Annotated in this window: 13 protein-coding genes; 6 read left to right on the top strand and 7 right to left on the bottom strand. The window is 41.2% G+C overall.

Translation table 11 applies throughout. The annotated features are described in order from the left end of the window. The first annotated feature begins 86 nt into the window (after nucleotides 1-86). From NYE63_RS28130 to NYE63_RS28115, 4 genes are all read left to right on the top strand, one after another. Entirely contained in the window at nucleotides 87-551 is a 465-nt protein-coding gene (locus NYE63_RS28130; protein WP_342603636.1) for a hypothetical protein, read from the top strand. A 265-nt stretch (nucleotides 552-816) separates the two neighbouring features. Next, entirely contained in the window at nucleotides 817-2001 is a 1185-nt protein-coding gene (locus NYE63_RS28125) for a nucleoside transporter C-terminal domain-containing protein (protein WP_342603635.1), read from the top strand. A gap of 156 nt (nucleotides 2002-2157) precedes the next feature. Further along, nucleotides 2158-3117 (top strand): peptide-methionine (R)-S-oxide reductase MsrB, encoded by a 960-nt coding sequence (gene msrB, locus NYE63_RS28120; protein WP_342603634.1) that lies wholly within the window; start codon nucleotides 2158-2160, stop codon nucleotides 3115-3117. Nucleotides 3118-3139: 22 nt separating this feature from the next. Further along, a complete protein-coding gene (locus NYE63_RS28115; protein ID WP_342603633.1) occupies nucleotides 3140-3994 on the top strand; it encodes an STAS domain-containing protein in 855 nt (284 codons plus the stop codon). Nucleotides 3995-4057: 63 nt separating this feature from the next. Here NYE63_RS28115 and NYE63_RS28110 read toward each other — a convergent pair whose 3' ends face one another. From NYE63_RS28110 to NYE63_RS28095, 4 genes are all read right to left on the bottom strand, one after another. Beyond that, the gene (locus NYE63_RS28110; RefSeq protein WP_342603632.1) at nucleotides 4058-5710 is read right to left on the bottom strand and encodes a glutamine--tRNA ligase/YqeY domain fusion protein; all 1653 of its coding nucleotides are present in this window, start codon (nucleotides 5708-5710) and stop codon (nucleotides 4058-4060) included. A gap of 308 nt (nucleotides 5711-6018) precedes the next feature. After that, the gene (locus NYE63_RS28105) at nucleotides 6019-6759 is read right to left on the bottom strand and encodes an amino acid ABC transporter ATP-binding protein (RefSeq protein WP_342603631.1); all 741 of its coding nucleotides are present in this window, start codon (nucleotides 6757-6759) and stop codon (nucleotides 6019-6021) included. An 11-nt stretch (nucleotides 6760-6770) separates the two neighbouring features. Continuing rightward, nucleotides 6771-7436 carry an amino acid ABC transporter permease gene (locus tag NYE63_RS28100; RefSeq protein WP_283899850.1) on the bottom strand — a complete coding sequence of 222 codons (666 nt, stop codon included), beginning with the start codon at nucleotides 7434-7436 and terminating at the stop codon, nucleotides 6771-6773. Between the two features lie 26 nt (nucleotides 7437-7462). Then, nucleotides 7463-8242: a transporter substrate-binding domain-containing protein gene (locus NYE63_RS28095; RefSeq protein WP_342603630.1), complete on the bottom strand. Its 780-nt coding sequence runs from the start codon at nucleotides 8240-8242 to the stop codon at nucleotides 7463-7465. A gap of 813 nt (nucleotides 8243-9055) precedes the next feature. On the opposite strand from NYE63_RS28095, the gene NYE63_RS28090 reads away from it, so the two are divergent. Both NYE63_RS28090 and purU read left to right on the top strand, forming a co-directional pair. After that, nucleotides 9056-9376 carry a hypothetical protein gene (locus tag NYE63_RS28090; protein ID WP_063234248.1) on the top strand — a complete coding sequence of 107 codons (321 nt, stop codon included), beginning with the start codon at nucleotides 9056-9058 and terminating at the stop codon, nucleotides 9374-9376. A gap of 582 nt (nucleotides 9377-9958) precedes the next feature. Next, nucleotides 9959-10858: a formyltetrahydrofolate deformylase gene (gene purU, locus NYE63_RS28085; protein WP_342605884.1), complete on the top strand. Its 900-nt coding sequence runs from the start codon at nucleotides 9959-9961 to the stop codon at nucleotides 10856-10858. Between the two features lie 56 nt (nucleotides 10859-10914). Here purU and NYE63_RS28080 read toward each other — a convergent pair whose 3' ends face one another. From NYE63_RS28080 to NYE63_RS28070, 3 genes are all read right to left on the bottom strand, one after another. Then, nucleotides 10915-11571: an SIMPL domain-containing protein gene (locus tag NYE63_RS28080; protein ID WP_342603629.1), complete on the bottom strand. Its 657-nt coding sequence runs from the start codon at nucleotides 11569-11571 to the stop codon at nucleotides 10915-10917. A gap of 141 nt (nucleotides 11572-11712) precedes the next feature. Then, nucleotides 11713-11907, bottom strand: a complete 195-nt coding sequence (locus tag NYE63_RS28075; protein ID WP_063234246.1) for a YwbE family protein — start codon at nucleotides 11905-11907, stop codon at nucleotides 11713-11715. A gap of 111 nt (nucleotides 11908-12018) precedes the next feature. Then, the gene (locus NYE63_RS28070) at nucleotides 12019-13539 is read right to left on the bottom strand and encodes an FAD-dependent oxidoreductase (RefSeq protein ID WP_342603628.1); all 1521 of its coding nucleotides are present in this window, start codon (nucleotides 13537-13539) and stop codon (nucleotides 12019-12021) included. Nucleotides 13540-13813 lie beyond the last annotated feature (274 nt).

The raw sequence follows: 13813 nt of genomic DNA, 5'->3' as shown, positions 1-13813 counted from the left end.
TTAATTTTTCCTTGTTGCTTAAGGAAAAATTAAGGGTCTTTTTAGATAATCATCTTATAAATACATTTAATTTCGGAGGAGAATCGATGATGAAAAGACTTGGTAAGTTACACTTTTTAGTTGGAATATTGGTTTCGGTCCTTTTAATGGCACAAGCAGTAATCGGGATCATGATGTATGTGGATGGCAGCGGCAATGAACCCATGAATGGACAGGCGATGATGGGGCAGCCTGCCGACCGCAACACAACAGAATCGGATGATACGGAAGAATCGGCCAATAGCAGTACGGCGACCGATGATTCAACTACGGAAACGGCATCTGATGATACGCAGGGCAATATGGGGACAACTCCCCAAGGCGGGCCTAATGGTTCTGGAACTCCAGGAGAGATGCCAAGCGGTGGCGGTTTCCAAGGCAGAGATTCTTTTGCAGGCCAATTTATCGACTTTTATCAAGGAGCAGGTGGCTTGGCTGTATCCATCATCATCTTTGTAATTGGAGGCGCAGGATTAATGACATCTGTGATATCCAGAAAAACAGCAGCCTAAAAAATCGATATTTTTTTAGGAAAGAGAAGGTTCCTTTCGAAATGGAGCCTTCTTTTTTAATTCACGAAACCCATTATTGTCACTAATTGTTATTCTAAAAAGGGAAATAATAATTGCACTTAAAAAAATATTAGTTTAATATAGACTTCTGGAGAGGTACGTACATGTATTTTGGATGAAAGAGAAAACGTTTGCATAAATTTTTTGAGGGTAACCTACTATTAATGCACGATCATTTAATTCACCCTTAGTGGAGGCAGAATATATGAAATTTCTGATTGCAATTTTAGGACTGCTCATTGTTTTTGGACTAGCTTTATTAGTCAGCAGTGACCGGAAGAAAGTTAAAATTAAACCGATCATCCTCATGGTGATCATGCAGCTTATTTTAACTTATCTATTATTAAATACGAAGTTCGGTTTAGTGATCATCAATTCGATTGCCGATGGTTTCGGAAAACTTTTAGAATGGGCAAATGAAGGGATCACATTTGTATTTGGCGGGATTGTAAACGAAGGAGCATCGCCCTTCTTTTTAAATGTCCTTCTTCCTATCGTATTCATCTCGGCATTAATTGGAATTTTACAGCACTTTAAGATCCTTCCGTTCATCATGAAGTGGATTGGATTCCTGCTAAGTAAAGTGAATGGGATGGGAAAATTGGAATCTTACAATGCGGTAGCGTCAGCAATAGTGGGTCAATCCGAGGTTTTCATAACCTTGAAAAAACAACTCGGTGCCATTCCGCCATCTCGCATGTATACGCTTTGTGCGTCAGCCATGTCAACCGTATCGATGTCGATCGTCGGTGCTTATATGACCATGATTGAACCAAAGTATGTTGTGACGGCTATTGTTATTAACATGTTTGGTGGATTTATCATTGCATCCATTATCAATCCTTATACGGTAACGGATGAAGATGATATTCTCCCTGTTGAAGAAGGAGCAGAGAAGCAGTCGTTTTTCGAAATGCTTGGGGAATATATCATGGATGGATTTAAGGTTGCTATCACTGTAGCCGCGATGTTAATTGGTTTCGTTGCACTAATTGCAGGAATCAACAGCTTATTCGATATGATCATCGGCATAAGTTTCCAAGACATCTTGGGGTATATTTTTGCCCCGTTTGCCTTTATCATGGGGATACCGATTTCAGAAACCGTTACTGCAGGCGGAATCATGGCGACTAAGCTAGTAACCAATGAATTCGTTGCCATGCTGAGCTTAGGGGACGCATCTGCAGCCTTGAGCGATAGGACGATAGGGATCGTTTCGGTTTTCTTGGTTTCATTCGCTAATTTCTCATCTATTGGAATCATTGCCGGTGCAGTCAAAGGACTTCATGAAAAACAGGGAAATGTTGTGGCCCGTTTCGGCTTGAAGCTGTTATACGGTGCGACTCTTGTCAGCATCCTATCAGCGATCATTGTAAGCGTGATACTATAATTAACGAATCTAACACAAAAGGGCACTTGGGTATACTCCTAAGTGCCCCTTTTAATATTTGTACAGCAAAGATAGAAAACGATTTTTGAATTTGAAGGCGTTTGGCTTGCTGGTATATAATACATAAAATGGCAGGCGCGAAAGGGGAGTTTTAGGATGACGATGGCTGGAAAAGAAACGGCTATCTTTGCAGGAGGCTGTTTTTGGTGCATGGTTGCTCCCTTTGATGAAATGGATGGTATTATTTCAGTGACATCAGGTTATACAGGCGGAAATTTTGCCGCACCTAGTTATAAACAAGTGATTACCGGGTCGACCGATCATGTTGAAGGGGTTCAAGTGGTATTCGATCCATCAATCATTTCCTATAAAACGTTATTAGAGATATTCTGGCGCCAAATCGATCCTACGGATGACGATGGACAGTTCTCGGATAGGGGAAAGCAATACAAGGCAGCCATTTTCTATCTTAATGAACGTCAGAAACAGGAGGCAGAACAATCGAAGGAAGAATTAATGATGAGCGGGCGGTTTAAGAAACCTATTGTTACGAATATTCTACCCTCGGGGAAATTTTACGAGGCAGAGGAGTATCATCAAGAATTCTATCGGAAAAATCAATTTCGCTATGCATTGTATCGTAAAGGCTCGGGACGGGATACATTCATTAAAGAAAATTGGCCTAAGGATAATGCACACCTGAGAAAAACCTTAACGGAGAGTCAGTTTCATGTCACCCAGGAAAATGGCACGGAGCCGCCTTTCGATAATGTTTATTGGGATCACTTTGAAGAAGGCATCTATGTGGATGTCGTTTCTGGGGAGCCTCTATTCTGTTCGCGGGATAAGTATGATAGTGGTTGTGGGTGGCCAAGCTTCACGAAGCCCATCATGTCGGCAAGTGTCAATGAGAAAATGGATCTCAGCCACCGAATGACCCGGACAGAGGTGCGCAGCAGGGACGCCGATTCACACCTTGGACATGTTTTTCCTGATGGCCCAAGCCCTAAAGGCACGAGATATTGCATAAACTCTGCGGCCCTTCGATTCATTCCTAGAAATGAAATGGAGAGAGAGGGATATGGAGATTTATTAATACTTTTTAAAATGAAATAACTAGTGAGATAGGGGAACTCAAATGGATAAAATAGATGAAAATTTATACCGATATATCCTTGATAACTCATCCAAGATTACGGAAAACTGGCTGGCTTTAAGGGAAAAGCAGTCTGGATCCATCTATTCAATGGATTCCAATGTGGAAATCGAAAAGCTTCTTAGAGAACAGAATACATTGACCATCAAGACAGTGACAAGTGCTTTACTTGAAGATAAAACTGCTTTTATTGATACGATGGAGCAGTGGGCCACACTTGTCGCGAAGAGCAGGGTTGAATCGGACACCCCCATTTACGAAGTGTTGGAAGCGCTAAATAAGGTTCGTGAAACATATTGGGCCTTCATCACTGATTATATGCTACAGGATAAGGGGATAACGAAAGATACAATCATCCGGTGGAGCCGGCTTATTAATGGTGCCTTCGATCAATTGAACCGTGAGTTCACTGAGCAGTATTACCTTTTGACAAAAGAACGTTTACTAGCTCAACAGGAGCTGATTAATGAACTGGGCGCACCCGTCATTCCCATTGTTGATGCCATTGCGGTATTGCCGTTAATCGGTGAAATCGATACCTATCGGGCAAAGGAAATTTTGAATGCGACTCCAAGCAAATGCATTAGCAAAAATGTCACTCACTTATTCATCGATTTATCGGGAGTCTCCCTTTTAGATACGATGGTTGCCCAACAGATCTATCAATTGATAAGTACCCTGAACCTGTTAGGCATTCAATCGACCATTTCCGGGATTCGTCCTGAAGTGGCCCAGACATCGATTCAGTTAGGTCTTGATTTTAGTCAGGTTTCGACACATAGTACTCTTAAACAGGCCCTTTCCAAGCAAGGGATTAAACTTTACGAGAAAAAATGACATAAGGTGCAGAGAATGAAAAAGAACCAGATTCGCTAGGAATCTGGTTCTTTTTCCGTGATTCTATAACTTGAATGAACTTTTCAACCCAACGATTTGGTTGAAGACCAAGTGATCGGCCGCAGTGAGTTTTGAATCAACATTATAATAGCCATGCCTGAAGAATTGGAATTTATCCTGAGGCTTAACATCTTTCATGTTAGGCTCGACAAATCCTTGTAAAATTTCTACAGAATCAGGGTTTACCAGGTCCAAGAATGATTTTTCTTCCTCTTCATCATTTTCCTTATCCAAGATTAAAGGCTGGTAGTTGCGGAATTCTGCTGAAACGGCTTGTGAAGCTTCGACCCAGTGCAATGTACCTTTTACTTTACGGCCAGTGAAGCCCGATCCGCTTTTCGTTTCAATGTCGTATGTGCAGCGAAGTTCAATGACGTTACCGGCTTCGTCTTTTATCACTTCTTCACATTTAATGAAATAAGCATGTTTCAAACGGACTTCATTGCCCGGGAAAAGTCGGAAATACTTTTTCGGCGGATCTTCCATAAAATCGTCCTGTTCGATATATATTTCACGTGAAAACGGGATTTGGCGTGTGCCCATTTCCGGAACTTCCGGATTGACCTCAGCATCCAGCCATTCTATCTCGCCTTCCGGATAGTTGGTGATGACCACTTTAAGTGGGTTTAGGATAGCCATAGTCCGTGGAGCCTTCAGCTTTAAGTCTTCCCGCACGAAATGATCAAGCATTTGAGAGTCTACGACACCGCTTGTTTTTGCGACACCTATCTCTTGGCAGAATGCACGGATCGCTTCGGGTGTATACCCGCGCCTCCGCAAACCTGAAACAGTAGGCATCCGTGGGTCGTCCCAGCCGTCCACGAGGCCCTCATCGACAAGCTGCTTCAATTTTCGCTTGCTCATTACTGTATTGGTCAGGTTAAGACGGCCAAATTCATATTGTTTTGGCTTGCTTTCCATTTCACAATTTTCAACGATCCAGTCATAAAGAGGGCGTTGATCTTCGAACTCAAGCGTACAGATGGAGTGTGTGACTCCCTCGATGGCATCTTCAATTGGGTGGGCAAAGGCATACATTGGGTAGATGCACCATTTGTTTCCGGTATTATGGTGTTCAGTATGGGAGATACGGTATATGACGGGATCACGCAAATTAATATTAGGTGAGCTCATATCGATTTTTGCACGCAATACTTTTGCGCCGTTCCCGAATTCGCCGCTGCGCATCTTTTCAAATAGTTCAAGATTTTCCTCGACGCTCCTATTGCGGTAGGGGCTATCTTTCCCCGGCTCAGTCAGCGTTCCGCGATATTCACGGATTTGGTCGGCATTAAGGTCGTCCACATATGCCAGTCCTTTATTGATAAGCAGCACAGCTCTTTTATACATTTCATCAAAATAGTCGGAAGCGAAGAAAAGATTATCCCAGTCGTAACCGAGCCATTTTACATCTTCCTTAATGGAGTTGACATACTCAATATCCTCTTTCAATGGATTCGTATCATCGAAACGAAGGTTAGTTTTCCCATTGAAATCATCAGCCACCCCAAAATTCAAAATGATTGATTTGGCATGCCCGATATGTAAATATCCGTTCGGCTCAGGAGGGAAGCGAGTGATGACATGATCATGTTTTCCGGACTCTAGATCATCTTTTATAATATTTTTAATAAAATTCGAAGAGTTATTTTCCAACTGAATTCGACCTCTTTCATTTATATACTTCTTTTAATTTTACCTGTATATATACCATAAATACAGATATTTTTCCATGTTCGAGCCGGAATCAGGGTTTATCTGAAACAATTCATCAAGTATTTAGTTTGTACAATCAGAGCGAAAATATCCCTGAAACTTTGTTCATGTAATTAAGGGAACTATCCATCTCACGAATATAGAAAACAAAATAAGCAATACAGGAAGTCACGCCTGCATTGCTTATAATGGTGATTTAGGCTCTAGGACGAATTATTCTCGCTAATAGACAGATTTTAGGATGGAAATCAAAAGACTGTCGTTTGCAAAAATTCTTTTGTCCGCTCTTCTTTTGGATTGGTGAAGAATTCTTTTGGCGGGCCGCTTTCGACAACCCTCCCATTATGCATGAAGACAATCCAATCTCCAACTTCACGTGCAAAGCTCATTTCATGTGTAACGACTACCATTGTCATCCCTTCCAAGGCAAGTTCCTTCATCGTTGCAAGAACTTCCCCGACAAGTTCGGGATCCAGAGCCGAGGTAGGCTCATCAAAGAGTAGGATATCAGGCTTCATGGCAAGGGCACGGGCTATGGCGACACGCTGTTTCTGCCCACCTGAGAGCTTGCTTGGATAGACATCCGCTTTATCTGATAAGCCAACTTTGGCAAGCAATGCTTTTGCTTCTTCGATCGCCTGGGCCTTAGGGACCTTTTTGACGTGAGTCGGTGCTTCGATGACATTTTCCAATACAGTCATATGCGGGAAGAGGTAGAAATGCTGAAAAACCATTCCGACTTTCTCGCGGATTTTATTAATATCATGGGTACCCGGTTGGATTTCCGTTCCTTCAATGAGGATTTGCCCGCTGTCTTTTTTCTCTAAATAATTCAAACAGCGAAGCAGGGTGCTTTTTCCGGAACCGCTTGGCCCGATCAGACAGACAACATCGCTATCTAGTACCTTCATATCAATATCTTTGAGTACATGCAGGTCTCCATACGATTTATTTAAATTCCTAATGCGAATCATTTCTTTTTGTTCCATTTCAATTCCCCCTATCGATCACTAATGGAAAGTTTCTTTTCGAATAAATTGACGATAATGGTCAGGAATGCCACTAGAATCAAGTAGTAGACCGCTACAATCAGTAAATAAGTCATTTCATCGAAATTATTCGAACCCAACGTAGTCGCCACGTTAAACAGCTCATTCATGGAGATGAAGGCTGCCAGTGATGAATCCTTCAATCCGATGATGAATTGGTTGCCTAGCGGCGGCAATGCGCGACGGAAGGCTTGAGGTAAGATGATCCTTCTTAATGTGAGTGATTTGCTCATGCCAAGGGAGCGTCCTGCTTCCATTTGGCCTTTATCGATGGATTGGATCGTACCACGTAAAATTTCAGAGATATAAGCTCCATTATGGAAGGCCAAGGCAAGTGACGCCGCCCAGAAGTCCGGCAGTAAGAAGAGATTGCTGATACCGAAATATAGTATGAATATCTGTACGATTAGCGGTGTTCCCCGTACCAGGAATACATATGTATCTGAAATCCATGTAAGTATTTTTATATTGGAAATTTTTAAAAGTGCAAATAGCAATCCGATGACGATTCCTACCAATATGGAAACTACCGTCAGTTCCAATGTGAGGAGCATGGCTCGGATGAATACGTCCGAGGAGTTAAATAATGTATCAAAAAAATGTGAAAAACTTGGCAATGTAATGACTCCCTTTCTATCAATCTTTATTCAGGCTTGGTTGTGATGTCCTCACCAAAGTATTTTTTGCTGATTTCCGCAAGCGTTCCATCTTCCCGGAGGTTTTCAAGTGCTTCGTTAATGCGTGCAAGCAGCTGAGGGTTGTCGTTGGGCAGTACGATGGCCTGCTCGCTTCGTTCGATCAATTGTCTTCCTTCGATGTCGAAACCTTCCTTGGCCGCTTCCTTGCCGGTTACGAAGTCGGTGATGACGGCATCATGACGTCCTCCGCTCAATGCCTTCAGGGCTGTGATATCACTGTCATAGGTTTTTACATTGGTTGTATACTTTTCTGCTGTGGTTGCGTACGTGGAGCCTTTAGAAGCCGCAACTTCCTTTCCCTTTAAATCTTCGACCGTTTTAATATCACTATCTGAGCGGACGAAAATTTGAGGACCTGAGTAGTAATAAGGGGTAGAGAAGGCAACATGTTTACTTCGTTGTTCATTGATTGTATGACTGGCAACCGCGGCATCTGCCCGACCGGTTTTGACACCTTCCACAATACCTTTGAATTTTATCCGTTTAGGTACTGGCTCCAAGTCCAGTTCCTTTGCTATTGCATCGCCGACCTCAATATCGAATCCGGTTACGGTCATGTCATCATTGACATAACTGAATGGCTTGAATTCGCCTGAGGCGGCGAAAACAAACTGGTCCTTATTGATCAGCTTGCTTCCATCCTCCAGCTGGTCCTTTTCAGCACAGCCGGACAGAAGACCGAGAACAGCCAGAATGGATACAATGAATGTAACTGATGTTTTCATGATAATTTCATTTCCCCCTTTGAAAAAAACTAATAGAATGGTCTATACCCTTATGAGGCAGTGAAATAACCTCATTAACTAGGGAAATTAAAACTGAAATAAAAAAGGGTGTCCAGAACATGCCGACATTTCATTCAAGAATCCCCTTCACTATGCATTTCATAAAGGTTCTCGACCTTTGCCTTGATTTCCTTTAAATTCACCAGTTATTTATTGGAAGAATGATAGTGCCTATTAATAGAGGATGAGAATTAATGGTATCTTTTCATTCTCATATCTAGGTCATTTCTATTTCAATAAAAAAAGTCGACCGTGATCAGGCCGACTTTTCCGCGATTAAAACCTATGAAATATGAATAGAGGATAGCTTTATAAAAAGGAAACTCCATTTGATTTTGCAAGTGTTACTAGAGTAGAATTAGTGACTCTTGGAATAAAAGACCCTCATTTCATATCATCACTTTCTCTTTATTTACTCAAAAATGAAACCCATTGTTCCAAAGTAGGAACGTTAAATAATTTACTTTTATATACGATTAAATTATTACAATTCAACCTTCATTAATAAAAGGTATATGGGCTGAATTAAAAAGCTGATCCTTCATTTAAAGCCCATATATCAAACTCAAGAGAAGGAAGAATTAAAGATCAATTCATTTGTCATGCTGTAAATCAATTAACAATTTACAAATCACCTTGGAACTTAGAACCTTGGCGTCCTGATTTATCGCTTTCATCAACTTATTACAATAAATGCAATCCAACGTAAGGTGTTTACATCAAGTATAAATTTAAGTAAGAGGATGATTTCACATGTTTAATAGTTCCAATCAAGCAATATATGAGCCAGATTATATTTCTCTACTGTTACTACTTTTAGGAATTGTTTATTTGATCTATTTCGGATTAACTATCGTTAAAATCAAATTAAATACACTAACTATTAGTACCCTTGCTATTTCCCTTCTAACTTATTTACTTGTTGGATTTTATATGGCAGGCTCTGGCTTTTATATTGATGAGGAAACCCCGAACAACCTAGTATTTGAGAAATACGGATTTCCGGATTTAATTTTATTAGCTTTCCCATATATATTTTTATCTTTAGCAGCAAGTTTAGGTGAAAAAAAATAAATAATAAATAAAAAAGCACAGATATACCTCGTTTCAAAATCATATTAGTCATTTATGAAATTACTACCCCCCTGTAAGAAAAGGGGGGGCTTTTAGACCTGCATTCACTTGATTTACCAATGTTCCCAAGATATGTCTACACTTCTGCGCTCCGTCGCTATAGAATTTATAGGAGGGGAAGAAGCTGAAAGGAAGAATGATTCCGCTTTCTATCATACTAATCGTTTATGCATTGGCGATAACGATTTTATTGTGTACGGGTCCTTTTGATGAGCCTATTTGGATGCAATTTTTGTTTTTATTTTCGACCCCAACATTTACATATATCGCAATTAAAAATAAATCCCGATTCTCATTTATTATGGTAAGAATTTGTTCTATCGTAATACTATTTTCTTTATTAATTCATTTTGTTTCTTAAATTCAACTATATGTAATTGTGCATCGTTGAAAGTAGTGAAGGATTTCAGACAAGGACCATGGTGGCCGCCAACAAAATCTCGTATTGATTGACTGACTTTAATTTTGCCTATGAATTGAAGTATAATATAGCAAAATAGAAGAAGGGCAGTTGGGAAAATGGTGAGCAACTTTGTGCAAGAGCAGTTACAGGAATTTCGCGAAAGAAATCAAGATAGAGGCCGTTTGATTATAAAGTGTCCGGATCGGCCAGGAATTGTTTCGACAGTTACTGCCTTTCTTAATGAATATGATGCAAATATTGTTGAATTGAGTCAGTATTCGATGAATCCTGAGGGCGGTACCTTTTTCACCAGGATCGAATTCGATTGTCCGGGATTGAAGGATAGGGCAGCGGATATGCAACTGGCATTCCAGGAAGTTTCGACAGCATTCTCGATGCAATGGACATTTAACCATGTGAGTGATTTGAAGAGGACGGCAATCTTCGTTTCCAAGGAACCGCATTGCCTTCTGGAATTGTTATGGGAGTGGCAAAGCGGGGATTTATTAGCTGATATTGCGCTGGTCATCAGTAATCATGAAGATACCAGGCAAATTGTCGAATCGATGGGCATCCCATTTTATTACATTCCTGCAAATAAGGATATACGTAGGGAAGTGGAGACAAAACAGCTTGGACTTCTGGAAGAATTCAAAGTGGACCTTATTATCTTAGCCAGGTATATGCAGATATTGACGCCGGACTTCGTAGCGGCCCATCCAAACAAAATCATCAATATACATCATTCATTTTTACCTGCATTTATTGGAGCACGGCCTTATGAAAGAGCTTATGACAGAGGTGTTAAGCTGATTGGTGCGACTTCTCATTATGTGACGAATGATTTGGATGAAGGTCCAATCATCGAGCAGGATATTGAACGTGTGGACCATCGTGATTCTGCTGGGGATATGAAGAAAATCGGTCGTTCAGCTGAACGCAGGGTGCTGGCACGTGCCGTTAAATGGCATTTGGAGGACCGCGTCCTTGTTCATGAAAATAAGACGGTAGTCTTTTAAAGTGAAACCCCCCATTGTTCATCAAGGGGGGTTTTTAGGATGGAATTTAGTGAGTGCTAGTACGTGTACTCTACCCTTACTGAGGCAGTGATGTTCAATTCGCCAGGCTGAATCGGGGTAGAAGCCATTTTCGAAAAGGTACTTGTTTGGTAAAGCATTGGGGTTGCCGTTTCAGATAGCTCTTCAACCTTATTAGGGACTGGGTTCAATGAGATTCCTAGCGTTCGAGCCATGGAGAGTGCTTTTTCGTATGCATTTTTTAAAGCGAGAGAAAGTGCCTGGTTATAGTATGCATCTGGATTGGATAAAGAGAAGCGGATGCTGGTGATTGAATTGGCACCGCTTCTGACGGCAGTGTCGATTATGCTGCCTATTTTCTCGATGTCGGTCGTTTGGGCTTGGATGATGTGTTGGACTTTGTAGTTCTTGAACAATTCCTTTCCGTCAATATAATCATATTGTGGATCGATTCTGTAATCACTCGTTTTCAATTGCTCTTCAGGAATGCCTGCGGATTTAAGCGATGCGATCACATTTGCGATTGCTTGGGAATTGGCTTGCTGGGCCTTTTGCGGGTCTTTATCCTCTGTTATGACTCCTAGGGTGATTGTGGCTTGATCCGGAGCGGCAGATAGCGTCTCTGAGCCGGAAACTTTCAATGTATGTTCATCGTTGCGGTAATGAACCCTATCAGGGGCATTGTATTCTTTCATTTTGACACCAGCCTTTTTTAAAAGAGATAATCTTACCCCTATTGTACGAATTATGAACGGGAAACATGATTGAAATATCCCCATTGTCATTAATTCGGTCGAATAATCACAAAAAAACACTCGGCCTGGACCGAGTGCACATTACTTATGAATGACTTGAACCCTGCCAACCTGGCCATCAGTCAATCTTACTTTAATTCCATGTGGGTGAGTGCTGGAGTTGGTTAAAATATCCTTTACAGTGCCACTTGTCAGTTTTCCGCTGCGTTGATCTGCTTTCAGTACAATGTCCACAGAGGTACCTGGGGTAATATCTTTCCGATTTTTACCGTTCATATTCAATTCAATCCTTTTAGAGTTATTTGCAACCATTCAATCATGCAGTAACTTCAGTATAAGGAAAACGGCGGTCTCAGTCGACTATTAGATAAAATCACAAATTGACCATTAGCGTATTTTTTTCAATGGTTCGACAGCAGGGCCATTTAAAACTTCACCAGCGATAGAGTAGCGGGAGCCATGGCATGGACAGTCCCAGGTACGGTCGCCGCTATTCCAGGCAACTTCGCATCCCATGTGAGTACATGTGGAGTCGACTATATGAAGCTGGCCATCATGATCACGGTAACACCCAGCTTTGTCTCCATTCACCTTCACGATTGCTCCTTCATCATTACCTAGTTCTTCTGGCGTTTTATGAATGACGGCCAATTTACCTTTGATCAGATGCTTCGCCACATCAGCATTATCTTGGACCATATTTTTCACGCCTTTTAGACGGGCAGGGTCATATAATTCCGCATACCGGTTATCTCTTTGTAAAATCCGGTCAGTTAAGATCTTTGCGGCAATCGATCCATTCGTCATTCCCCATTTCGCATAGCCGGTAGCTATCTGGACGTTTTGATGGTTGGCTGTCACTGGACCGACGAAGGGGATATTATCCGGTGTCACGATATCCTGTGCCGACCAGCGATAGGGAATGTCCTTCACATCGAAATACTGGGAACTGAAGTCCTTCAGTGCTTCATAATGCTCGATCATCGAGATTCCCTGGCCTGTTTTATGGCCATCTCCGCCAACAAGTATAAGTTTTTCCCCATTGTTCAATTCCGTATAGCGAAGGGAGCGGGTAGGGCTGTCTGCACTGTAATACATCCCGCCAGGATATTCCTGCTCAGTCTTGATACCAAGCACATAGGACCTATTTACATGAACACGGGCAAAGTATAAGCCCGTTTCATCGTTAAAGGGGAAGTGGGAGGCAACGATTACCTGATTGCTTTTGATTGAATGTCCAGTATCCGTCAGAACGGTTGGCGGATCGCCGTCTTCAATCTTCATTGCCGTTGTCCGTTCATAAATTGTGCCTCCACTTTCGAGAATTGTCGAAATGAGGGCAGTTAAGTATTTTAACGGGTGAAACTGTGCTTGATCTTTCATTATCACAGCAGCTTTACAAGGAATGGAGAAAGGGATATTCTCTGCATAATCCCCCCGAATGCCGAGTTTTTGATAGGCTTTCAGTTCATTTTGAATTTTGCTTTTATATTCATCCGTATTTGCGTAGACATAGGCATCCTGTACAGTCAAATTACATTCAATGGAATGTTCCTCTACCAAGTCTTTTATTAGCTTCATTCCCTCTGCATTGGCTTCATAGTAAAGTTTGGCCTTCTCTTTACCATGGTCAGTGATCAACTGGTCATAAATCAAGCCATGCTGGGCCGTGATTTTTGCTGTAGTGTGTCCTGTCGTCCCAGTAAGGATTTCGCCTGCTTCAATCAGTGTGACTTTAACACCTTGTTTAGCTAGTAGATAAGCAGATGTGATTCCAGTAATTCCTCCGCCTACTATTAAGACATCAGTGGTTATATCTGTATCTAGTTTAGAAAAAGAAGGGAAAGTTAACGCACTGCGCCAATAGGGTTCCGGAAATCGGGGAAGGTCTGTATTTTTTTCATTCATTTGAATACCTCCATACAGTTCAGATAGTGAATCGTCCATTTATTACCATACCCAAATCCGCTATTTATACGCTAATTTTTGTAAGAAGAAATATTAAAAAAATACATTATTTGGTTTGTTTACAAATTCGTATACATGTAAACAAAAATAGATACATTGTACACAAATAAGTATACATGTTTACAATCACGTACACATAGCTATATATAAGGTGTATACATATTTGTTCCTATTGTAAACAAATTGAAAACAATTCGACAAATATAGCTACAAC

Source organism: Peribacillus sp. FSL E2-0159 (assembly GCF_038643155.1).
GTDB classification, from domain to species: Bacteria; Bacillota; Bacilli; order Bacillales; family DSM-1321; genus Peribacillus; species Peribacillus simplex.
This window is presented reverse-complemented; position numbering and strand designations above follow the sequence as displayed.

What these genes read in the sequence shown, in the direction of transcription:
- NYE63_RS28130 (WP_342603636.1), top strand. Translation starts at nt 87, where the DNA reads ATGATGAAAAGACTTGGTAAGTTACACTTTTTAGTTGGAATATTGGTT.
- NYE63_RS28125 (WP_342603635.1), top strand. Translation starts at nt 817, where the DNA reads ATGAAATTTCTGATTGCAATTTTAGGACTGCTCATTGTTTTTGGACTA.
- msrB (WP_342603634.1), top strand. Translation starts at nt 2,158, where the DNA reads ATGACGATGGCTGGAAAAGAAACGGCTATCTTTGCAGGAGGCTGTTTT.
- NYE63_RS28115 (WP_342603633.1), top strand. Translation starts at nt 3,140, where the DNA reads ATGGATAAAATAGATGAAAATTTATACCGATATATCCTTGATAACTCA.
- NYE63_RS28105 (WP_342603631.1), bottom strand. Translation starts at nt 6,759, where the DNA reads ATGGAACAAAAAGAAATGATTCGCATTAGGAATTTAAATAAATCGTAT.
- NYE63_RS28095 (WP_342603630.1), bottom strand. Translation starts at nt 8,242, where the DNA reads ATGAAAACATCAGTTACATTCATTGTATCCATTCTGGCTGTTCTCGGT.
- NYE63_RS28090 (WP_063234248.1), top strand. Translation starts at nt 9,056, where the DNA reads ATGTTTAATAGTTCCAATCAAGCAATATATGAGCCAGATTATATTTCT.
- NYE63_RS28080 (WP_342603629.1), bottom strand. Translation starts at nt 11,571, where the DNA reads ATGAAAGAATACAATGCCCCTGATAGGGTTCATTACCGCAACGATGAA.
- NYE63_RS28075 (WP_063234246.1), bottom strand. Translation starts at nt 11,907, where the DNA reads ATGAACGGTAAAAATCGGAAAGATATTACCCCAGGTACCTCTGTGGAC.
- NYE63_RS28070 (WP_342603628.1), bottom strand. Translation starts at nt 13,539, where the DNA reads ATGAATGAAAAAAATACAGACCTTCCCCGATTTCCGGAACCCTATTGG.